The organism is Dickeya aquatica, assembly GCF_900095885.1.
Taxonomy (GTDB): domain Bacteria; phylum Pseudomonadota; class Gammaproteobacteria; order Enterobacterales; family Enterobacteriaceae; genus Dickeya; species Dickeya aquatica.
On the sequence record NZ_LT615367.1, the window covers coordinates 1,333,864 to 1,354,680 of the forward strand.

General features: G+C 51.9%; 19 protein-coding genes. 13 read left to right on the forward strand and 6 right to left on the reverse strand.

Annotation, left to right across the window (positions count from 1 at the left end):
* Positions 1-188: 188 nt before the first annotated feature.
* The 7 genes from cvpA to hisP all read left to right on the forward strand — a co-directional run bounded on the left by cvpA (position 189) and on the right by hisP (position 6,433).
* The gene (gene cvpA / locus DAQ1742_RS06085; RefSeq protein WP_035343188.1) at positions 189-680 is read left to right on the forward strand and encodes a colicin V production protein; all 492 of its coding nucleotides are present in this window, start codon (positions 189-191) and stop codon (positions 678-680) included.
* Positions 681-710: 30 nt separating this feature from the next.
* Positions 711-2,228, forward strand: a complete 1,518-nt coding sequence (gene purF / locus DAQ1742_RS06090) for an amidophosphoribosyltransferase (RefSeq protein ID WP_035343186.1) — start codon at positions 711-713, stop codon at positions 2,226-2,228.
* A 192-nt stretch (positions 2,229-2,420) separates the two neighbouring features.
* Positions 2,421-2,990 carry a UbiX family flavin prenyltransferase gene (locus tag DAQ1742_RS06095; protein ID WP_035343184.1) on the forward strand — a complete coding sequence of 190 codons (570 nt, stop codon included), beginning with the start codon at positions 2,421-2,423 and terminating at the stop codon, positions 2,988-2,990.
* A gap of 399 nt (positions 2,991-3,389) precedes the next feature.
* The gene (gene argT / locus DAQ1742_RS06100; RefSeq protein WP_035343182.1) at positions 3,390-4,169 is read left to right on the forward strand and encodes a lysine/arginine/ornithine ABC transporter substrate-binding protein ArgT; all 780 of its coding nucleotides are present in this window, start codon (positions 3,390-3,392) and stop codon (positions 4,167-4,169) included.
* Positions 4,170-4,241: 72 nt separating this feature from the next.
* A complete protein-coding gene (locus DAQ1742_RS06105) occupies positions 4,242-4,931 on the forward strand; it encodes a histidine ABC transporter permease HisQ (protein WP_035343180.1) in 690 nt (229 codons plus the stop codon).
* Positions 4,924-5,637: an ABC transporter permease gene (locus DAQ1742_RS06110; RefSeq protein WP_035343178.1), complete on the forward strand. Its 714-nt coding sequence runs from the start codon at positions 4,924-4,926 to the stop codon at positions 5,635-5,637. The genes DAQ1742_RS06105 and DAQ1742_RS06110 overlap by 8 nt, the downstream gene beginning before the upstream one ends.
* Before the next feature lie 22 nt (positions 5,638-5,659).
* Positions 5,660-6,433, forward strand: a complete 774-nt coding sequence (gene hisP, locus DAQ1742_RS06115) for a histidine ABC transporter ATP-binding protein HisP (RefSeq protein WP_035343176.1) — start codon at positions 5,660-5,662, stop codon at positions 6,431-6,433.
* 67 nt (positions 6,434-6,500) lie between these two features.
* On the opposite strand, the gene DAQ1742_RS06120 is transcribed toward hisP, so the two are convergent.
* Entirely contained in the window at positions 6,501-7,409 is a 909-nt protein-coding gene (locus DAQ1742_RS06120; protein WP_035346204.1) for a TIGR01777 family oxidoreductase, read from the reverse strand.
* 250 nt (positions 7,410-7,659) lie between these two features.
* Positions 7,660-8,289 carry a GSH-dependent disulfide bond oxidoreductase gene (gene yfcG, locus DAQ1742_RS06125; RefSeq protein WP_035343174.1) on the reverse strand — a complete coding sequence of 210 codons (630 nt, stop codon included), beginning with the start codon at positions 8,287-8,289 and terminating at the stop codon, positions 7,660-7,662.
* 330 nt (positions 8,290-8,619) lie between these two features.
* Between yfcG and yfcE the strand changes: the two genes are divergently transcribed.
* Both yfcE and yfcD read left to right on the forward strand, forming a co-directional pair.
* Positions 8,620-9,171, forward strand: a complete 552-nt coding sequence (yfcE, locus tag DAQ1742_RS06130; protein WP_035343172.1) for a phosphodiesterase — start codon at positions 8,620-8,622, stop codon at positions 9,169-9,171.
* A gap of 91 nt (positions 9,172-9,262) precedes the next feature.
* Positions 9,263-9,886: an NUDIX hydrolase YfcD gene (gene yfcD / locus DAQ1742_RS06135; RefSeq protein WP_051124094.1), complete on the forward strand. Its 624-nt coding sequence runs from the start codon at positions 9,263-9,265 to the stop codon at positions 9,884-9,886.
* A 118-nt stretch (positions 9,887-10,004) separates the two neighbouring features.
* Here the strand turns inward: yfcD and pta are convergent, their stop codons facing one another.
* Together pta and ackA are read right to left on the reverse strand one after the other, a co-directional pair.
* Positions 10,005-12,146, reverse strand: coding sequence for a phosphate acetyltransferase (pta, locus tag DAQ1742_RS06140; RefSeq protein ID WP_035343170.1), 2,142 nt, complete (start codon positions 12,144-12,146; stop codon positions 10,005-10,007).
* Positions 12,147-12,282: 136 nt separating this feature from the next.
* Positions 12,283-13,485 (reverse strand): acetate kinase, encoded by a 1,203-nt coding sequence (gene ackA / locus DAQ1742_RS06145; RefSeq protein ID WP_035343168.1) that lies wholly within the window; start codon positions 13,483-13,485, stop codon positions 12,283-12,285.
* Between the two features lie 577 nt (positions 13,486-14,062).
* Between ackA and yfbV the strand changes: the two genes are divergently transcribed.
* The 4 genes from yfbV to DAQ1742_RS06165 all read left to right on the forward strand — a co-directional run bounded on the left by yfbV (position 14,063) and on the right by DAQ1742_RS06165 (position 17,856).
* On the forward strand, positions 14,063-14,518 hold the full coding sequence (gene yfbV / locus DAQ1742_RS06150; protein ID WP_035343165.1) for a terminus macrodomain insulation protein YfbV: 456 nt from the start codon (positions 14,063-14,065) through the stop codon (positions 14,516-14,518).
* Positions 14,519-14,654: 136 nt separating this feature from the next.
* On the forward strand, positions 14,655-15,149 hold the full coding sequence (locus tag DAQ1742_RS06155) for a YfbU family protein (protein WP_035343162.1): 495 nt from the start codon (positions 14,655-14,657) through the stop codon (positions 15,147-15,149).
* A gap of 55 nt (positions 15,150-15,204) precedes the next feature.
* On the forward strand, positions 15,205-15,861 hold the full coding sequence (locus DAQ1742_RS06160) for a sugar phosphatase (RefSeq protein ID WP_035343160.1): 657 nt from the start codon (positions 15,205-15,207) through the stop codon (positions 15,859-15,861).
* A 162-nt stretch (positions 15,862-16,023) separates the two neighbouring features.
* Entirely contained in the window at positions 16,024-17,856 is a 1,833-nt protein-coding gene (locus DAQ1742_RS06165; RefSeq protein WP_035343157.1) for an SLC13 family permease, read from the forward strand.
* A gap of 26 nt (positions 17,857-17,882) precedes the next feature.
* On the opposite strand, the gene yfbR is transcribed toward DAQ1742_RS06165, so the two are convergent.
* Both yfbR and DAQ1742_RS06175 read right to left on the reverse strand, forming a co-directional pair.
* On the reverse strand, positions 17,883-18,482 hold the full coding sequence (gene yfbR, locus DAQ1742_RS06170; RefSeq protein WP_035343154.1) for a 5'-deoxynucleotidase: 600 nt from the start codon (positions 18,480-18,482) through the stop codon (positions 17,883-17,885).
* A gap of 105 nt (positions 18,483-18,587) precedes the next feature.
* The gene (locus DAQ1742_RS06175) at positions 18,588-19,805 is read right to left on the reverse strand and encodes a pyridoxal phosphate-dependent aminotransferase (RefSeq protein WP_035343151.1); all 1,218 of its coding nucleotides are present in this window, start codon (positions 19,803-19,805) and stop codon (positions 18,588-18,590) included.
* Positions 19,806-20,817 lie beyond the last annotated feature (1,012 nt).

Consider the following 20,817-nt stretch of genomic DNA (forward strand, 5'->3'; position numbering starts at 1 on the left):
TTGCCTCTCCTGCCCGGTGAAAGACACCGCCCGCTATCTGTAAGGTGGCGGGCGGTTTTTTTTATTTCGTTGCTGACGGAAAAAACGGCGGGAAATACGCTACGCAAACGTTTTCTTTTTCTGTTAGAATGCGCCGCGAACAGGATGAGCGGCGCGATAACTGTCATCGTTCATAATTAGGATAGTTCATGGTTTGGGTTGATTACGTCATCATCGGTATTATCGGATTCTCGGCTCTGGTCAGTCTTATCCGGGGGTTTGTTCGTGAAGCGCTGTCGTTGATAACCTGGGGCGCGGCATTTTTCATTGCCAGCCACTACTATGTTTATCTTGCGGGCTACTTCACGCGATTCAGTGATGAACTGGTGCGTAACGGTATTGCTATCGCCATTCTGTTTATTGCGACGTTGATTGTGGGTGCGGTCGTTAACTATGTGATTGGGTCACTGGTTGAACGCACCGGGCTGTCGGGCACTGATAGAGTACTGGGCATTTGCTTTGGTGCGCTGCGCGGTGTGTTGATTGTCTCTGCACTGCTGTTCTTTCTGGATACCTTCACCGGTTTTTCACAGAGTGCTGACTGGAAGCAGTCCCAGTTAATTCCGCAGTTTAGTTATATCATCAGGTGGTTTTTTGACTACCTGCAAAGCACGTCGAGTTTCTTGCCACGGCACATCTAGCGGTGGCAGCGCTGATGAGGAAAAGACCACATGTGCGGTATTGTCGGTATCGCCGGTTTTACACCGGTCAACCAGTCGATTTATGACGCGTTAACGGTGTTACAGCACCGTGGGCAGGATGCCGCAGGCATCGTCACCATTAATGATGCCAACTTCTTTCGCCTGCGCAAAGCGAATGGCCTGGTGAAGGATGTGTTTGAAGCCCGGCACATGCAGCGGTTGCAGGGGAATATGGGTATAGGCCATGTGCGCTACCCTACGGCGGGCAGTTCCAGTGCTTCAGAGGCGCAGCCTTTCTACGTTAACTCCCCGTTTGGAATGACGCTTGCGCACAATGGCAATTTGACCAACGCGCATGAGTTGCGCCAAAAGTTGTTCGAAGAAGGCCGCCGTCATGTCAATACCACGTCGGATTCTGAGATCCTGCTCAACGTATTTGCCAAAGAGCTGGACCGTTTTCAGCACTATCCATTGGAAGCCGATAATATTTTTGCCGCTGTTGCTGCTGTTCATCAGCAGATTCGCGGCGCATATGCCTGTATCAGCATGATTATCGGCCACGGTATGGTGGCGTTTCGTGATCCTAACGGTATTCGCCCGTTGGTGATTGGCAAACGCTTACTGAGCGACGGCCGTAACGAATACATCGTTGCCTCAGAAAGTGTGGCGCTTGATACGCTGGGCTTTGAGTTTTTGCGTGATGTGGCACCCGGCGAAGCGGTATACGTTACCGAGAGCGGTCAACTGTTCACCCGCCAGTGCGCAGAGAACCCGAAAAGCCATCCGTGCCTGTTTGAATACGTGTACTTTGCTCGGCCAGACTCGTTTATCGATAAAATTTCGGTCTATAGCGCCCGGGTGCGCATGGGGCAGAAGCTGGGGGAAAAAATTGCCCGCCAGTGGGAAGAGATGGATATCGATGTGGTTATCCCTATTCCTGAAACCTCCTGCGATATCGCGCTGGAAATCGCCCGTATCATCAATAAGCCCTATCGTCAGGGGTTTGTGAAAAACCGCTATGTCGGCCGTACCTTTATCATGCCAGGCCAGCAAACCCGTATTAAATCAGTGCGCCGCAAACTTAACGCGAACCGCGCGGAGTTTCGTGGCAAGAATGTGCTGCTGGTCGATGACTCGATTGTCCGTGGCACCACCTCCCAGCAGATTGTGGAGATGGCGCGTGAAGCCGGTGCCCGCAATGTCTATCTGGCCTCAGCTGCGCCGGAGATTCGCTTCCCGAATGTGTATGGCATTGATATGCCGAGTGCCAACGAACTTATCGCGCATGGCCGGGAAGTGGAAGAAATTCGCCAGATAATCGGTGCTGACGCGTTAATTTTTCAGGATTTACACGATCTTATCGAAGCTGTACGCGAAGATAACCCGGAAATCGTACAGTTTGAATGCTCGGTATTTAACGGCGTGTATGTCACTAAAGATGTCGATCAAGGGTATCTGGATTATCTGGAAGGGTTACGCAATGACGATGCCAAAGCGTTGCGCAGCCAGAATGAGGTGGAAGACCTTGAGATGCATAACGAAGGCTGACAGCCAGCCATCGTTAGCCAAAGGGGAGCGCAGGCTCCCCTTTTTTATCATCCCCCGGTGCTTTTCCCCTAAAGCCACGGCAAGGGGCAAACCCTGACTGCCGGTTATTCTTGCCAATTGCCTGATGATACGGCAAAGTCAGCGCACATATTGAGTGCCGCGCAGCTGTGGCGGTGTGATACAGAGGTAGCAATGAAGCGACTGATTGTCGGTATTTCCGGGGCCAGCGGTGTTATTTATGGTGTCAGGCTGTTACAGGTGCTTCAGCCTGTTGCTGATATTGAAACCCATCTGGTAATGAGCCCGGCCGCCCGGCAAACGCTGTCGCTTGAAACTGACCTGAGTGTCCGGGATGTGCAGGCGTTGGCTGATGTGGTGCATGACTCCCGTGATATTGCCGCCAATATCTCATCCGGCTCTTTTCGCACCGCCGGAATGGCGATTCTGCCATGTTCGATTAAAACGTTATCGGGTATTGCGCAAAGTTATACTGACAGTTTGCTGACCCGTGCAGCCGATGTGGTGTTAAAGGAGCGTCGCCCGCTGATTTTGTGTGTGCGTGAAACTCCGTTGCATGTGGGTCATTTGCGGTTGATGAACGCCGCCGCAGAAATGGGGGCGGTGATCATGCCTCCGGTGCCCGCGTTTTATCATCGCCCACAAACTGTGCAGGATATTGTCGATCAAACGGTGAATCGGGTGCTGGATCAGTTTGATATTGCGCTGCCAGATGAACTGTTTACGCGCTGGCAGGGTGCATAACCCTTTCATTTATAAAAATAAGCTGGTCTTTATCTGACATCATGGGCAATGATGTCCTCCCCCTGCGGTGCACTTTTTTGTTGCGTTGAGCATTGTTAGTGCATTGTTACGCACAATATTGGTGCGACCGATGCAGGCTGGCGTTGCTGCATAATCCACCATTTTCATGTGAGTTGAGATAATTCATTGATTATATTGATATGATTATCATGATTACCGTGCATGACTTTATGCAGTAATGCATATCTTTTATGGCATAAACTTTGCAAAGTTTCGCAAACAATGTGCATTAACACATAACGCGCATTAACACACAACGCAATGCGGTTTATTACGACGGGCTCCCGTCTGTTTTTCCTATCACTTAGGCAGACACAATCATAAATTAAGGGTAATGCGATGAAGAAAATGTTAAAACTTTTGCCCCTTGCTCTGGCGCTGGCTGCGGGTAGTGCTTTCGCCGAGGTGCCGAAAAATATCAAGATTGGTACAGACCCAACCTACGCGCCGTTTGAATCGAAAGATGCCACGGGTCAGTTGGTTGGTTTTGATATCGATTTGGCAAAAGAGCTGTGCAACCGCATTCAGGCTAATTGCACCTTCGTCGAAAGCGATTTTGATGCTCTGATCCCGTCACTGAAAGCCAAAAAAATTGATGCCATCATCTCTTCGTTATCGATTACGGAAAAACGTCAGCAGGAAATTGCGTTTAGCGACAAGCTGTATGCTGCCAATGCCCGTCTGATTGCCAAAAAAGGCTCACCGGTGCTGCCGTCTCTTGAGGCCCTGAAAGGCAAGCGCGTTGGGGTACTGCAAGCCTCTACCCAGGAGGCGTATGCCAATCAGTATTGGCAGCCTAAAGGGGTGGAAGTGGTGGCTTATCAAAATCAGGATCTGATTTACGCTGACCTCTCTGCCGGGCGCATTGATGCGGCATTTCAGGATGAAGTCGCCGGTAGTGAAGGCTTCCTGAAACAATCAGCCGGTAAAGATTATGCGTTTGCCGGGCCTGCGGTAAAAGATGACAAACTGTTTGGCGTGGGCACGGGTATGGGGCTGCGTAAGAACGAAACCGAGCTGAAAGCAGCATTGGATAAAGCGTTCGCCGCGATCCGCAAAGACGGTACTTACGACAAGCTGGCGAAGAAGTATTTTGATTTCAATGTGTATGGCGAGTAAGCCTTCCTGATTAGCCTCTGCCAGCCCTTACCGGACTGGCAGAGATGAGCCTTTTTTGAGCGGATTGATGTCATGCTGTATGGCTATAGCGAATTAATCATGGATGGCGCGAGCATGACGCTGCAACTGGCGTTGTGCTCACTGGTGTTGGCACTGGTCATTGGGCTGGTGGGAGCGGCGGCCAAACTCTCCCCAAACCGGCTATTGTCTGGTTGTTTTTCCGGTTACACCACCCTGATCCGTGGCGTGCCGGATCTGGTATTGATGTTATTGATTTTTTACGGCTTACAGATGGCCCTGAACAGCCTGACTGAAGCGCTGGGCATGGATCAAATTGATATTGATCCACTGGTCGCCGGGGTGCTGACGCTGGGGTTCATCTATGGAGCCTATTTCACGGAAACCTTTCGTGGAGCCTATCTGGCGGTGCCCAGAGGGCAAATTGAAGCCGCCGTCGCGTTTGGCTTTACGCCATTCAAGGTGTTCCACCGCATTATGTTTCCCTCGATGATGCGTTTTGCTCTGCCGGGGATCGGCAACAACTGGCAGGTTATCCTTAAGGCGACCGCACTGGTGTCGTTACTCGGCCTGAGTGATGTGATTAAAGCCACGCAACTGGCGGGCAAGGGTGCGCATCACCCCTTTTTCTTTGCCATGGTTGCCGGTGTGCTCTATTTGGTTTTTACCACCTTGTCTAACGGGGTGCTGTGGTGGCTGGAAAAACGCTACTCACAGGGTGTGCGGAAAGTGAACTATGAGTGAGATCTTGCAACAATACTGGCAGGCGTTGCTGTGGAGTGACGGGTATCGCCTTACCGGGCTTGCCATGACGCTATGGCTGCTGATTGCTTCTGTCACCATTGGTGGGGTGATGGCTGTTTTTCTGGCCGTGGCGCGTGTTTCGCCGCGTCGCCGTTACTGGCTACCGGTCTGGGTCTTTACCTATGTGTTTCGGGGCACTCCGCTGTATGTGCAACTGCTGGTGTTCTACTCCGGTGTTTATAGCCTTGAGTTTGTGCGTGGTACGGACTTGCTCAATGCGTTTTTTCGCAGTGGCCTCAACTGTGCCATTCTGGCGCTGGCGCTCAATACCTGCGCGTATACCACGGAAATTTTTGCCGGGGCGATTCGCTCGGTACCGCACGGCGAAATTGAAGCGGCGCGTGCCTATGGCTTTTCACGTTTCAGACAGTATCGCTGCATTATTTTGCCCGGTGCACTGCGCATCGCGTTGCCTGCCTACAGTAACGAGGTCATCCTGATGCTGCATTCCACCGCGCTGGCATTCACCGTTACCGTGCCGGATTTGCTCAAAGTGGCGCGTGATATTAATGCGGCAACCTATAAACCGTTTTACGCCTTTGGTATTGCGGCGGTGATTTATCTGGTGGTGTCATTCGTGCTGATATCGCTGTTTAGAAAAGCCGAGCGCCGCTGGTTGCGGCACCTTCATACCCGTTCTCACTAAATCACGCAGGAACAGAGAAAGCATGCAGAATAATAAGCTGATGGTGACGGAATTACGTAAGCGTTATGGTCAGCATGAAGTGCTCAAAGGCATTTCATTGGCGGCTAAAGCCGGGGACGTTATTTCCATTATTGGTTCATCAGGGTCGGGTAAGAGTACGCTGTTGCGGTGTATTAACTTTTTGGAAAAACCGTGTGAAGGCTCTATTCATGTGAATGGACAGGAAATTCACATGGTGCGGGATAAAGACGGGCAGCTCAAAGTGTTTGATAAAAAACAGTTGCAGCTGTTACGCACCCGCCTGACGATGGTATTCCAGCACTTTAACCTGTGGAGCTTCATGACGGCGCTGGAAAACGTGATGGAAGCGCCAGTGCAGGTGCTGGGGTTAAGCAAGGATGAGGCACGTAAACGGGCGGAGTTTTATCTCAACAAAGTGGGGATCACCGGCGTGTCACAGGAGAAATATCCGGCTGACCTCTCTGGCGGGCAGCAGCAACGGGTGTCAATTGCCCGTGCGCTGGCAATGGAGCCGGATGTGTTGCTGTTTGATGAGCCGACGTCTGCACTTGACCCAGAGCTGGTCGGCGAAGTGCTGCGCATCATGCAGCAACTGGCCGAAGAGGGCAAAACGATGGTGGTGGTGACGCATGAGATGGAGTTTGCCCGTCATGTGTCAAGCCATGTGATTTTCCTGCATCAGGGCGTGGTGGAAGAGGAAGGGCCACCGGATGAACTGTTTAACCACCCGAAAAGCCCTCGCCTGCAACAGTTTCTGTCAGGGGCATTGAAATAACCCTGTCGGTCATGTTGCCTTCCTCGCCCGGTGTATCCTCATATAGTGTGACAGGACTTATGTTGCATTAACCGGCGCGAGGATGCAGTAAATCGTCAATGGCTTCTTCAAGTTCAAAAAAGCGAAAACCAAATCCGGCTTTCTCCAGCCGTTGCGGAATGGCGCGTTGCCCGCCCAGCAGCAGTGTTGCCGCTTCTCCCATCAGCAATTGCAGTACCCAGCCCGGCGTACGCATAAAACCAGGGCGGTTTAGCGAGTTGGCCAGCATGGCGGAAAATTTCTCGTTACGCGCCGGGTAGGGGGACACCATGTTAAACGGGCCGCGTAAAATCGGGTTATCCAGCAGATACAAAATCGCATTGGTCATATCGTCAATATGAATCCAGGGGAGATATTGTCTGCCTGAACCGATAGGCCCGCCCAACCCTAAGCGGAAAATCGGCAGCATTTTTGCCAGCGCGCCTCCGTCACGAGATAGTACGATACCCGTGCGTAGCAGGCAGACGCGGGTCTTATCACTTTCAGCCTCCAGCGCTAATGCTTCCCAGCGAGCGCAGAGCTCATGGGTAAAATCATGGTGTGGCGTCTCATCTTCTGTCACCAGTGCCTGGCCCTGATCGCCGTAATACCCAACGGCTGAACCGGAGAGGAACACCGCAGGCGGCGTGGTACTCTGGCGAATAAGCTGCGCCAGTTGGTGTGTGATGTCCCAGCGGCTTTGGCAAAGCCGCTCTTTTTGCGCCCGCGACCAGCGCTTATCGGCAATGGGCTCTCCGGCCAGATTAATCACGCCCTCGAATCCATCAAGCGAGTGATGTCCATCCAGGCTGGGCCAGTAATCGACCTTATTGCCCAACAGCCGTCGCGCCCGTTCAGGCGAGCGGGTGACAACGGTAATCTGGTGTGACAGCGACAACAAACGCGCAATCAGATGACGGCCAATCAGGCCGGTTCCCCCGGTGATCAGTAGCTTCATAGCGTGCCTCGCTTTGTCTGTCGGGTTATCGCTGGGTTGGGCAGACGCGAATGCCTGCACCTGAGCGCCTTCTTCCAGCATAGATGATCCCTTTGGTTTTGCGGGTGATATTAACCACATCTCGGGGTATTTTTACCAGAAAAACAAGCAGGTTATCGGTTCATTGTCTCTGCCTGCGGTGTGGCAACACGTCTGGAGGGCAGACGTGTTGCGCGTCGTGGTGCGATGACCACTATTGGACGAGCCTTAATCAGACGGCAGAGGCAAGCTGATAGGCGCGCTGTGTCGCCGGGCGCGCCTGAATACGTTCAAACCACTGTTTGACTGCCGGGAATGTCTCAAGGTCGATGCGCTGTCTGGCATGCGTGACGACCCAGGGGTACGTGGCGATATCCGCGATGCTGTAATGTTCACCGGCAAGCCAGCTTGCCTGTTGCAGCTGTGTATTGAGCACCGTATACAAGCGCTCTGTCTCTTTTTGATAGCGTTCAATCGCATAAGGCACCGGCTGCGGTGCATAGTGGTTAAAATGGTGATTCTGCCCAAGCATCGGCCCGAACCCGGCAACCTGCCAGAACAGCCATTGCAGTGTGGCGGTACGCTCGCGCACATCGTGACTCAGGAGTTGCCCGCTTTTTTCTGCCAGATAAAGCAAAATAGCGCCAGATTCGAACAGGCTAATCGGCGCACCGCCATCTTGTGGTTGCCTGTCAACAATCGCCGGGATTTTATTGTTGGGGGAGATAGCCAGAAAATCCGGTTTAAACTGATCGCCTGCACTGATGTCTACCCGATGCAGTTGATAAGGCAGGTTGGCCTCTTCCAGAAACAGGGTGATTTTGTGACCGTTAGGCGTGGCAGCGTAATACACATCAATCATGAATCATCTCTCCGTAAGGTATGAGTCGTTTAGCCATGACGCATCATGGACCAGGTATCGCGGACATGACATCCGCGTCTGATGCTGTTGCGAGCCTAGCACTTTCTCAGCCATAACATAAATAACTGTTATGGCTATTCGTTTCCTTTCATAGAGATAGAATGCAGCCGAAGAGCGGGGAGGCGGTGGCGAGCCGGAACGGTACTGAGTCAGGCTCCGTCTGCTTGACCTCTCGCTTTTAGAGGCAAAAGCCGCAGAAAATGGCCGGTTCCGCCAGCTGTTTTTGGTACTATAACGACACTGACTATTTTCATGCACCGGGATTACACCATGAAACTGATGTTTGCTTCTGATCTGCATGGTTCGTTATCTGCCACCCAACAGTTGCTGGCCCATTTTGATCAGCAAGGTGCCAATTGGCTGATTCTGTTGGGTGACTTTCTTAACCACGGGCCACGGAATCCGTTGCCGGAAGGTTATCAACCTGCGGATGTCGCCACACTCCTTAACCGCTATGCATCACGCATTGTCGCTGTGCGTGGCAACTGTGATAGTGAAGTTGACCAGATGCTATTGCAGTTTCCTATTACTGCGCCCTGGCAACAGGTATTACTGGCAGACAGCCGATTGTTTCTGACTCACGGACATCTCTATCACCCGGAAAAACGTCCCCCCTTGCAGGCCGGGGATGTGCTGGTCTATGGGCACACGCACATTCCGGTTGCCGAGCGGCGTGATGATATCTATTGCTTCAATCCCGGTTCGGTCAGCTTGCCAAAAGGCGGGTATCCAGCCAGCTATGGCGTGCTGGAAGACGGGGTGCTTCAGGTCTTGCCACTGTCAGGTGGGCAGCCTCTTGCGCAGGTTGCGATTAGCCACTAATTTAAGTCCGGTAATGTTCACACAACATCAATTATTCCAAAATGTTAAACACTGACGCGCGTCACTGCGCATGACGAAAGGGTTTCAGAGGATGGTGGAGCAAAGAGAGGCGGCAGGCACGGAGTGGGTGGATATCGTTGATGAAAACAATCAGGTTATCGCACAGTCGAGCCGTCAGCAGATGCGTGCCCAGCGCCTGCGTCACCGTGCAACCTATATTGTCGTCCATGATGGTATGGGAAAAATTCTGGTGCAGCGTCGCACTGAAACCAAGGATTTTTATCCCGGCTGGCTGGATGCGACTGCCGGTGGTGTGGTGCAAACGGGAGAGAATCTGCTGGAGTCTGCGCGGCGTGAAGCCGAAGAAGAGCTGGGGATTGCCGGTGTGCCGTTTGCCGAACATGGCCTGTTCTATTATGAAAGTGATGACTGCCGGGTGTGGGGCGCGCTATTTAGCTGCGTTAGCCACGGGCCTTTTGCATTGCAGGCGGAAGAGATAGATGAAGTGAGCTGGCTTGCGCCGGAAGAGATAACGGCCCGGTGTGATGAATTTACCCCTGATTCATTAAAGGCGCTGTCGCTGTGGTTAAGCCGTAATAGCGGTAGCCATGATTACACCAAGACAGCGCGTGTCGCGCCGCGCAGTCAGCAGGAGCAGCCGACGGACACGCCAGAGACCCAGCCACAGAGCGAGGCGGAAAAATCATCGCAGTGATAATAATGGTGATAAACGGATAAAAAACGCCAGCGAATGCTGGCGTTTTGCTTAATTGACTCGATTAAACGAGCCACTGTCACCGACAGGTCAACAGACCAACTGGTGACAGGGTTCATCAGGCAATCTGGGTGGCCTGAATGGCGGTCAGTGCCACGGTATAGACGATATCGTCTACCAGTGCACCGCGAGACAGGTCGTTGACCGGTTTGCGCATGCCTTGCAGCATTGGCCCGATGGAGATCAGGTCAGCAGAGCGCTGCACCGCTTTATAAGTGGTATTACCGGTGTTGAGATCCGGGAACACGAAGACAGTGGCTTTACCTGCAACCGGTGAGTTCGGTGCTTTGGACTTCGCCACGTCGGCCATGATAGCGGCGTCATACTGCAACGGCCCATCGATAACCAGGTCCGGGCGTTTTTCCTGTGCCAGACGGGTCGCTTCACGCACTTTGTCCACGTCACTGCCTGCACCGGAGTTACCGGTAGAGTAGGAGATCATCGCTACGCGCGGGTCGATGCCGAAAGCGGCAGCCGAGTCGGCAGACTGAATAGCAATTTCGGCCAGCTGTTCAGCAGTTGGATCCGGGTTGATGGCGCAGTCGCCGTATACCAGCACCTGCTCAGGCAGCAGCATGAAGAATACGGAGGATACCAGTGAGCTGCCGGGCGCTGTTTTAATGAGCTGCAACGGCGGGCGAATGGTATTGGCGGTGGTGTGCACGGCACCGGACACCAGGCCATCGACTTCGCCTTGTTCCAGCATCAGTGTGCCCAGTACCACGTTGTCTTCGAGCTGTTCGCGGGCGACCACTTCGGTCATGCCTTTGCTCTTACGCAGTTCAACCAGACGCGGGACATAACGCTCACGCACGGCAACCGGGTCTACAATTTCAATGCCTTTACCCAGTTCAACGCCCTGAGCGGCCGCGACACGCTGGATTTCATCCGGGTTGCCTATCAGTACGCACTGGGCAATACCGCGTTCGGCGCAAATAGAGGCGGCTTTTACGGTACGTGGCTCGTCGCCTTCTGGCAGAACGATGCGTTTACCGGCTTCACGCGCCAGCTCGGTCAACTGGTAACGGAAGGCTGGCGGCGACAGACGGCGGGAACGTTCAGAGGTAGCCGTCAGTGAATCGATCCACTGTGCGTCGATATGGCGAGCCACATATTCCTGCACTTTTTCCACGCGCTCGTGGTCATCCGCAGGCAGTTCCAGGTTAAAGCTTTGCAGATTCAGTGAGGTCTGCCAGGTGTTGGTGTCCACCATGAACACCGGCAGGCCGGTCTGGAAGGCACGTTCACACAATTTGCTGATGGTCGGGTCAATGTTGTAGCCACCGGTCAACAGCAGAGCACCGATTTCAACACCGTTCATCGCGGCCAGACAGGCGGCAACCAGTACGTCCGGGCGGTCCGCAGACGTGACCAGCAATGAACCCGGGCGGAAATGCTCCAGCATGTGTGGAATGCTGCGGGCGCAAAATGTTACCGATTTCACGCGGCGGGTTTGAATATCACCGGCGTTGATGATGCGTGCATTCAGGTGGTTAGCCATGTCGATAGCACGGGTTGCGATGAGCTCAAAGCTCCACGGCACACAGCCCAGAATCGGCAGCGGGCTATTGGCGAACAGCAGTTTCGGATCGATGTTGGCAACGCTTGCTTTGGTAGAGTCGTCAAAGATTTCTGATAAGTCAGGGCGGGTACGGCCCTGTTCATCGACAGGCGCATTCAGCTTGTTAATGATAACGCCAGTGATGTTTTTGTTTTTGCTACCGCCAAAGCTTGAGCGTGCAATGTCAATGCGTTCTTTGAGCTGTGCAGGAGAATCATTACCCAGCGCCAGTACGAAGACGATTTCTGCGTTCAGCGTTTTGGCAATTTCATAGTTCAGGGCATTGGCAAACTGGTGTTTACGGGTCGGTACCAGACCTTCAACCAGCACCACTTCTGCGTCTTTGGTGTTTTCGTGATAGCGGGCGATGATTTCTTCTAACAGCACGTCCTGCTGGTTGCTGCTCAGCATCGACTCCACATAACTTATCTTCAGCGGTTCCGCTGCCGGAATGGCAGAGGTGGCACGAATGATAGTGGTGGTTTGATCCGGGGCGCTTTCACCCGCACGCGGCTGGGCGATAGGTTTAAAGACGCTCAGACGAACGCCTTTTTGCTCCATTGAGCGGATGACACCCAGGCTGACGCTGGTCAGACCTACGCTGGTGCCAGTAGGAATCAACATGATTGTACGGGACACGGCTTAACCTCTGTTTGCGGTTGCTCGTTACTCAAAAACACGCCATCTGGCGCGGTTCGATAAAAACAGTTTGATAAATGACACGGCCTAAAACAACTCCGTCAGCCTAGGCTGACGGAGCGAAAACGCAGTGTTATCAGGCAGTCAGACGCAGCGCGTCTTGTGCAATCACCAACTCTTCGTTGGTTGGGATGACCAGCGCCGGGCGGCTGCCGTCTTTGGCGATGTTGCCGCCTTTACCGAAACGAGCCGCCAGATTGCGTTCGTGATCGATCTCAAGACCCATCAGGCCCAGCTGTTTCAGCGTCAGTTCGCGTACCATTGCGGCGTTTTCACCAATACCACCGGTGAAGATAACGGCATCCAGACGCCCTTCCATCAGTGCACAGTAAGAACCGATGTACTTGGCCAGACGATGGCAGTACACGTTCATTGCGCGTTTGGCGTCTTCTTTGGTTTCATAGTTATCTTCAACATAACGGCAGTCACTGGTGACTTCGGTCAGGCCCAGCAGGCCGGATTCTTTGGTCAACAGCTTGTTGATATCGGCTACGCTCATGCCCATGGCATCGTGCAGGTGGAACACGACAGCCGGGTCGATATCACCACTACGAGTCCCCATCACCAGCCCTTCCAGCGGTGTCAGGCCCATTGAGGTATCCACGCATTTACCGTTACGAATTGCAGTAACAGAACCACCATTACCCAGATGGCAGGTGATAACGTTCAGATCATCAACAGATTTGCCAAGGATCTTTGCTGCTTCGCGGGAAACATAGAAGTGGCTGGTGCCATGCGCGCCATAACGACGAATGTGCTGATCTTTGTATAACTTATACGGCAGAGCGTACAGGTAGGCTTCTTCCGGCATGGTCTGGTGGAATGCGGTGTCAAAAACGGCGACGTTTTTGTCAGCCAGATGCGGGAATTCTTTCAGCGCTTCTTCAATGCCAATCAAGTGAGCCGGGTTGTGCAGTGGGGCAAACGGGATGGCATCTTTGATGCCTTGCAGCACATCGTCGTTGATGATAGCGGACTGAGTGAATTTCTCGCCGCCGTGCACAATACGATGACCGATTGCCACCAGCTGTGCGGAGAGTTCCGGTTTCTGGTTGATGATGCTGTTAACGATGAAACTCAGTGCTTCGCTGTGGGCGGCACCGGCACCCAGTGCGGCTTCCTGTTTGCCGCCATCGATTTTCCATTTGATGCGCGCTTCGGGCAGGTGGAAACATTCGGCCAGGCCAGACAGGTATTCATCTCCGTTGACGGCATCAATGATGGCGAACTTCAGGGAAGAACTACCACAGTTAAGAACCAGTACTAACTTACTCGACATGGAAGTACCTACTTGTTATACATGGTTAAAAAAATGTCATACCACACCAGCGTAGCGCAGAAGGCGGATGACATTTATGATTAACATCATGCCAGATGAATTTTGCCCGGCATGATAGTGGAAAAATACCGAGGTTCCCGGCGCGGCTGGCATGGCGTGCCTTGCTGGCGCGGCTACATCGGTTGATAAAACAAAGGCCGATAAAACAAAAACCAGCAACAGCGGACATCCCCGGCGTTCGCTGTGCACGGCCCAACATGGTTTGTTTCGCCAGGCATAAAATATGCGGACAATAAGCGAAACGGTATTCAGGCAACACCCGCATTACTGTCAGGGTGGGGCCGTCATATCCGGGGCGAAACCAGGCCAGAACAGCCAATAGCGTCAACGGCGACCCAGATGGGCGTCATACCCTGTATCTTAACGTATGTGCGTGCGCGTATCGCTATCGCGGCCGAAAAGGCCGTTTTAGGATACCGACAGGAATCATTAAACACAAAATATATTTTAAGCTTGTCAATTGTAGTTGGTAGTTTGTACAAAAATTTTATTTTTTATTCGTGAAGTTGAGGTAAATATGGCGATGACTCCTCCAGGTAAGACGGGGTGGCTGGGTGTGTTCCATCAGGGGCAGCACTATATGAAAACCTGGCCAGTGGATAAGCGACTGGCCCCTGTGTTTCCTGAAAATCGTGTCACGCGTGCAACCCGCTTCTCCATTCGGATCATGCCGCCGCTGGCGGTATTCACCTTAACCTGGCAGATAGCGCTCGGCGGCCAGTTGGGGCCCAGTATCGCGACAGCGCTATTTGCCCTGAGCCTTCCCATGCAGGGGCTATGGTGGTTGGGACGGCGTGCTGTTACAACACTGCCACCGTCCTTATTACACTGGTTTCATGACATTCGTAATAAGTTGCTGGAGTCGGGTATGGCTCTGGCTCCAGTACAGGGCGAGCCCACTTATCAGATGCTGGCAGAGGTGCTGAATCGTGCTTTCAAGCAGCTTGATCGCACGTTTTTGGACGATCTTTGATATAGACCCTGTTTTGAGGTAAGGGTGTCAGCGTTTTTTCTATGGGATGCTGTTTTAAATCAAGAAACAGACGCCCGTCTGTGTGCGATTCTGCTGTTAATATCCCTTTAGCCGGAATCAGATTCAGGAGTGCACGATGGAAATGACCAATGCTCAGAGACTTATCCTGTCCAATCAATACAAAATGATGTCGATGATGGACCCTGATAACGCCGAACGTTATCGTCGCCTGCAAACCATCATTGAGCGTGGTTATGGTTTGCAGATGCGCGAGTTAGATCGCGAATTTGGCGATCTGAGCGAAGAGGTGTGCCGTACCATCATTAATGTCATGGAAATGCATCATGCCTTGCAAGTGTCCTGGAGCAATCTGAAAGATAAGCCGGATATGGACGAACGCCGCGTGGCCTTCTTGGGGTTCGATGCAGCAACTGAAGCTCGCTATCTCGGTTATGTTCGCTTTATGGTGCACGTTGAAGGACGTTATCCACACTTTGATTCCGGCACGCATGGCTTTAATTCTCAAACCAAAATGTGGGATAAATACCTGCGTATGCTGGCGGTATGGCAGTCTTGCCCGCGCCAATACCATTTAAGCGCAGTCGAGATTGCGCAAATTGTTAATGCCTGATGCCGCTGCCAGTGTGCTGCTGTTTCAGGTGAGATAAGTTAAAGAAGAGGTTTTCGTGGAGTGTAAAGGCTTTTTGTTCGATCTCGATGGTACGCTGGTTGATTCTTTACCGGCAGTGGAACGCGCCTGGTGCAACTGGGCCCGTGACCACGATATCGAGCCACAGGCGGTACTGGATTTCATCCACGGTAAACAGGCCATCACCTCATTACGGCATTTTCTGGCCGGTGCAGACGAAGAGACCATCCAGCGCGAGTTTGTTGCGCTGGAACAGGTAGAAGCGACGGATACTGACGGTATCGTCGCGATGCCGGGCGCTCAGGCGCTGCTGGCAAGGCTCGATGAGCTTGCGATCCCTTGGGCGATTGTCACATCAGGTACGGTTCCGATCGCGCATGCCCGCCACCGTGCGGCCGGATTACCGATGCCGCGTGAATTTGTTACCGCAGAACAGGTGGCGCGCGGCAAACCCTGCCCTGATGCGTATTTACTGGGCGCACAGCGCCTTGGTTTGCCGCCGCAGGCCTGCGTCGTGGTAGAGGATGCGCCTGCTGGCCTCGTTTCAGGCCTCGATGCGGGGTGCCAGGTGATAGCCGTCAACGCGCCATCAGACACGGCCCGCCTCAGTGAGGTGGATGCCGTATTAGCCTCTCTGGAGCAATTACAGGTTTCTCGTTTGCCGCAAGGCCAGATTATCTGGGTTGAAAAATGAGAAAGTAAAAAGGCATTTAGTATGATCATAACCCTGCTTCGGCAGGGTTTTTTTATGGCATTCTGATAGGGCCCGACGGTTATCGGGCATAAATATCCGCAGTTAAAAATCTCTGATAAATACGACAAAATCATAAAAATAATTAATGAAAGGAGCGTGTGAGTGAACAGTTCACTTGTCTGGGTGGTCACGCTGTTACTGGTGACGATAGTGCTGTTTGCTACCGGCAAACTGCGCATGGATGTGGTGGCGTTGTTGGTGATTATCGCTTTCGTGCTCAGTGGAACGCTAACGTTGCAGCAAGCGTTAATGGGTTTTAGTGACCCCAATGTATTTCTTATCGCTGCATTATTTATCATCGGTGAAGGGCTGGTGAGAACGGGCGTTGCTTATCAGGTCGGGGATTGGCTGATGCGGGTGGCCGGACAAAGTGAAACCCGTATGCTGATTCTGCTGATGACAACGGTCGCGTTGCTGGGGGCTTTCATGAGTTCTACCGGTATTGTGGCGATTTTCATCCCTGTGGTGTTGAATGTGGCCGCCCGGATGAAAACAGCCCCGGCACGGCTGATGATGCCACTGGCATTCGCCGGTTTGATAAGCGGCATGATGTCGTTAGTGGCAACGCCGCCCAATATGGTGGTCAGCAGTGAATTGATACGTACGGGCCTGGCGGGGCTGCGTTTTTTTAGTGTCACACCCATTGGCGTCGTTGTACTGCTGACCGGGGTCGTTTATATGCTGGCGGCACGTTTTTGGCTGACCTCACCTGATAACGATAGCCATAAAGAGCAGTGGAAACGTAAGACGTTCCGCGATTTAATCCGCGAATATCGGCTAACCGGCCGGGCGCGACGTTTGGCTATTCGCAGCGCTTCCCCCTTTATTGGCCAGCGCCTTGACGACCTGCAATTGCGCCAGCGTTATGGAGCGAATGTGGTGGGGATTGAGCGCTGGCAGAAATTCCGCCGCATTATGGTGAGTGTCAGTGGTAACAGCGAACTGCGTTTAAATGATGTTTTACTGATTGACATGTCGGCATCCGATGTTGATTTACGTGAGTTCTGTGCCACCCAGCGGCTGGAACCGATGGTGCTACGCGGCGAGTATTTCTCTGAGCAGGCGCGAGATGTTGGTATGGCGGAGGTGTCGCTGATCCCGGATTCCGGTCTGGTGGGGAAAACTCTACGGGAGGTCGCATTTCGCAGCCGCTATGGCCTTACGGTGGTCGGGCTCCGTCGTGATGGAGAGGCGCTGTCTGGCACGCTGGCCGATGAAGCGCTTAAGTTAGGGGATATTTTGCTGGTGATTGGTGACTGGAAAAATATCCGTCTGTTACATCAACATAAACAGCATTTTATCGTGCTTAATCTGCCGGCTGAGGTTGATGAAGTTGCACCCGCCAGTAATCAGGCCCCCCATGCACTGTTTTGCCTGGCACTGATGGTGGCGATGATGCTGACTGATGAAATTCCCAATGCGATTGCGGCCCTGATGGCCTGTTTGCTGATGGGGCAGTTTCGTTGCATTGATATGGAAAGTGCCTATCGGGCTGTACACTGGCCGAGTTTGATTTTGATTGTTGGCATGATGCCATTTGCACTGGCGTTGCAGCAAACCGGTGGGGTGGCGTTGGTTGTTGACGGGCTGATGACGATTGCCGGGAATGCAGGCCCGCACATGATGCTGGTGTGCCTGTTTGTGCTGTGCGCACTGATTGGTCTGTTTATTTCTAACACCGCCACGGCGGTGTTGATGGCTCCAATTGCCATCGCCGCCGCAGAGCAAATGCAGGTCTCGCCTTATCCCTTTGCCATGATAATCGCCATTGCTGCTTCAGCGGCATTTATGACACCCGTATCATCACCTGTGAACACGCTGGTGCTGGCTCCCGGTGGTTATCGCTTCAGTGATTTTGTCCGGGTTGGTGTTCCATTCACCGTGCTGGTAATGGGGGTTAGTGTGGTGATGGTGCCCTGGCTATACCCCTTTTGAGTGGTTCAGCGGTGAGTTGCTGCGCCTTACAGGGTAGAGCCCTGGCTGATTTCATCAAGCGACAGGCTAAAGCTTGGAATAAATACGGTCATAAAATAATCCATTTCCGGGCTTTGGCGCTGTTCAAGCGTACTTTCCAGCCGCGCTTTCGCCAGTAAAAACTCGTTATTTCCCGCTGACAGTTCCTCCAGGCATTTCAGATAGGCACACAGAGCATCAGCCTGTTTGACGATGGCATGTTCATCCTCGCTGGTCTGTGATTCATCCAGTAATGGGCTGAAATCCTGCTGTAGCTCCGGGGGTAACATTTCAATCAGGTTTCGACGAGCGATCTTCTCAATCTTTTTATATTCGTGAGCTATTTGCGCATTGTAATACTTGATAGGCGTTGGCATATCGCCCGTAATAACTTCACTGGCATCATGATACATGGCCAGCAGGGCAATGCGGCCCACGTTCAGGTTGCCATTAAACTTGCGATTTTTTATCACCGCCAGCGCATGGGCGACAAATGCCACTTGCAGGCTGTGTTCAGAGACATTTTCCGTGCGCACATTACGCATCAGTGGCCAGCGGCCGATCAATTTAAGGCGGGATAGATGAGCAAAAAAGTGACTCTGAGCCATAGGTTTCTCTCTGTATTTGGCCGTCACGCCATCGGGTGATACGGCCGGTCATCGGGTGTTGGTCAGGTGCCGGGGTATCCGGCATGAACCAGATACCCCATAACATTACGCCTGGCGATAACCTTCCAGAAAACGCCCGAATTTGTTGATGGCCATTTCCAGTTCATCAACGCGGGGGAGCGTGACAATTCGCAAATGATCCGGCTCCGGCCAGTTGAACGCGGTACCCTGAACCAGCAGCACTTTTTCTTGCAACAATAAATCCAATACCATTTTCTGGTCGTCGTGGATGTTAAAGCGCCTGGCGTCAACACGAGGGAACATATAGAGCGCCCCGCTTGGCTTCACGCACGACACGCCCGGGATTTGATTAATCAGTTCCCAGGCACGATTACGCTGTTCATATAGCCGCCCTCCGGGATGAATAAACTCGCTGATACTTTGATAGCCACCGAGTGCCGTTTGGATTGCGTGTTGCATCGGCACATTGGCACATAACCGCATGGAGGCGAGCATTTCCAGCCCTTCAATGTAGCCTCGGGCGTGCTTTTTCGGGCCATTCAATACCATCCAGCCCTGGCGAAAGCCGGCAACCCGGTAGGTTTTTGATAACCCGTTAAAGGTGACGGTAAGCAGGTCAGGGGCCAGCGCGGCGATAGAGTGATGCTGGGCATGATCGTAGAGGATTTTGTCGTAAATTTCGTCGGCAAAGATAATGAGCTGATGCTGGCGGGCAATTTCTACTATCTCTAACAGCAACTCTTTACTGTAAACCGCACCGGTAGGGTTATTCGGGTTGATTATTACAATACCACGCGTGCGTGGGGTAATTTTGCTGCGGATATCATCAAGGTCTGGAAACCAGCCTGCTTCTTCATCACAGCGGTAGTGCACCGCGTGGCCACTTGAGAGCGAGACGGCGGCTGTCCAGAGCGGGTAGTCGGGAGCAGGGACCAGCATTTCGTCACCGGTATTCAGTAATGCCTGCATCGACTGGACAATCAGCTCAGACACCCCATTACCGATATACACATCCTCCAGCGTCAGGTCACGCATATTACGCGCCTGATAATGCTGCACGATAGCTTTACGGGCAGAGTAAAGCCCTTTTGAGTCACAGTACCCCTGTGCGGTTGGAAGATTGCGGATGACATCCACTAAAATTTCATCGGGAGCATCAAAGCCAAAAGGGGCCGGATTGCCAATATTCAGTTTCAGTACCTTGTTACCTTCTTCTTCCAGCCGTTTCGCTTCTTTTAGAACCGGGCCACGAATATCGTAACAAACGTTTTCCAACTTTTTCGATTTTTCTATTGGTGACATTTAACAAACCTTTTACAGGAGTACATTTCCGATGCGTCATCGCAGAACATTGCTTAATGTACTCTTCCCGTAGTGTGTTTTGAAGGATCATCAGGGCCGAGAACAGGAAATGACAGGGGGCATTGTGTTAAATGAATGTATTCAAACTGTGTCAGTGATTACATTTGATTGTTCGGTTTTTGCGCGTAAGTTCTCAAAATAGAAACCCGGAGTCAGAAACGTTATCGCACCGCTGGCGGCTAACCGGTACCTGTTATGTCCATATCGTCTTCACCGGAATAATCTTTGGAACCGAATAACGCATTTTTTATCGCTGATTTTGGTGCTGAAACCGGTATCAGAATATGCACGTTATGACAGCGGCTATAAAAAAACCATTGTTAGAAAGTGGCAATCATCACCGGCGGAGAAATGTTTCATCATGAAAAAACGGCAGTATCTTGTGGTTAGTAAGAATTAAATAGCAACAAGAGCAGGATAATAAAAAGAAGCCTATTTAGAAAAATAGTTCGAACGCTATTGGCGGGTGGATTAAATGATATGGAAAATATGAATGTTTATAAACGTATTGTTTGTATGAGAAAAACATCATTATCTGACTTCAGGAAAGTTTATGTTACAAATAATACGTTTGCTCTTGATTTGTTTATTTTACAAAAACTTAATGTTCTTTACATTAAAAGAAGGTCATCGGGTGATAGTAACTTCCTGTATTAGATGGATTTACTCAATATGGCTGCCTGTGTGTATGGCGTGGGCCCGGGCCCAATGAGCGTTGGTGAAAGATGATTCATCAGGCTGTGTTGATAATCCCGGAAAGGAAATTAAAACGGGATTTCAGATTTATCCGTATGCAGGCATGAGTCGATGAGGTTTGGCTCTTTATGTCTTTTTTAAGCAGATAACTAATCAAGAATGCACGAAGTATGCGTGAAAAGTAAAAAATAAGAGATGTCGTATATTTTAATGAGTGCGTTTGTAATGTAAGCGCAATCATAATCTTATATCTCTT

Excerpts from the sequence above, each read along its gene's own strand:
- DAQ1742_RS06155 (WP_035343162.1), top strand. The coding sequence starts at position 14,655 with ATGGAAATGACCAATGCTCAGAGACTTATCCTGTCCAATCAATACAAA.
- yfcD (WP_051124094.1), top strand. The coding sequence starts at position 9,263 with ATGGTGGAGCAAAGAGAGGCGGCAGGCACGGAGTGGGTGGATATCGTT.
- DAQ1742_RS06175 (WP_035343151.1), bottom strand. The coding sequence starts at position 19,805 with ATGTCACCAATAGAAAAATCGAAAAAGTTGGAAAACGTTTGTTACGAT.
- hisP (WP_035343176.1), top strand. The coding sequence starts at position 5,660 with ATGCAGAATAATAAGCTGATGGTGACGGAATTACGTAAGCGTTATGGT.
- purF (WP_035343186.1), top strand. The coding sequence starts at position 711 with ATGTGCGGTATTGTCGGTATCGCCGGTTTTACACCGGTCAACCAGTCG.
- yfbV (WP_035343165.1), top strand. The coding sequence starts at position 14,063 with ATGGCGATGACTCCTCCAGGTAAGACGGGGTGGCTGGGTGTGTTCCAT.
- ackA (WP_035343168.1), bottom strand. The coding sequence starts at position 13,485 with ATGTCGAGTAAGTTAGTACTGGTTCTTAACTGTGGTAGTTCTTCCCTG.
- yfbR (WP_035343154.1), bottom strand. The coding sequence starts at position 18,482 with ATGGCTCAGAGTCACTTTTTTGCTCATCTATCCCGCCTTAAATTGATC.
- argT (WP_035343182.1), top strand. The coding sequence starts at position 3,390 with ATGAAGAAAATGTTAAAACTTTTGCCCCTTGCTCTGGCGCTGGCTGCG.
- DAQ1742_RS06105 (WP_035343180.1), top strand. The coding sequence starts at position 4,242 with ATGCTGTATGGCTATAGCGAATTAATCATGGATGGCGCGAGCATGACG.
- DAQ1742_RS06095 (WP_035343184.1), top strand. The coding sequence starts at position 2,421 with ATGAAGCGACTGATTGTCGGTATTTCCGGGGCCAGCGGTGTTATTTAT.
- yfcG (WP_035343174.1), bottom strand. The coding sequence starts at position 8,289 with ATGATTGATGTGTATTACGCTGCCACGCCTAACGGTCACAAAATCACC.
- yfcE (WP_035343172.1), top strand. The coding sequence starts at position 8,620 with ATGAAACTGATGTTTGCTTCTGATCTGCATGGTTCGTTATCTGCCACC.
- DAQ1742_RS06120 (WP_035346204.1), bottom strand. The coding sequence starts at position 7,409 with ATGAAGCTACTGATCACCGGGGGAACCGGCCTGATTGGCCGTCATCTG.
- DAQ1742_RS06110 (WP_035343178.1), top strand. The coding sequence starts at position 4,924 with ATGAGTGAGATCTTGCAACAATACTGGCAGGCGTTGCTGTGGAGTGAC.
- cvpA (WP_035343188.1), top strand. The coding sequence starts at position 189 with ATGGTTTGGGTTGATTACGTCATCATCGGTATTATCGGATTCTCGGCT.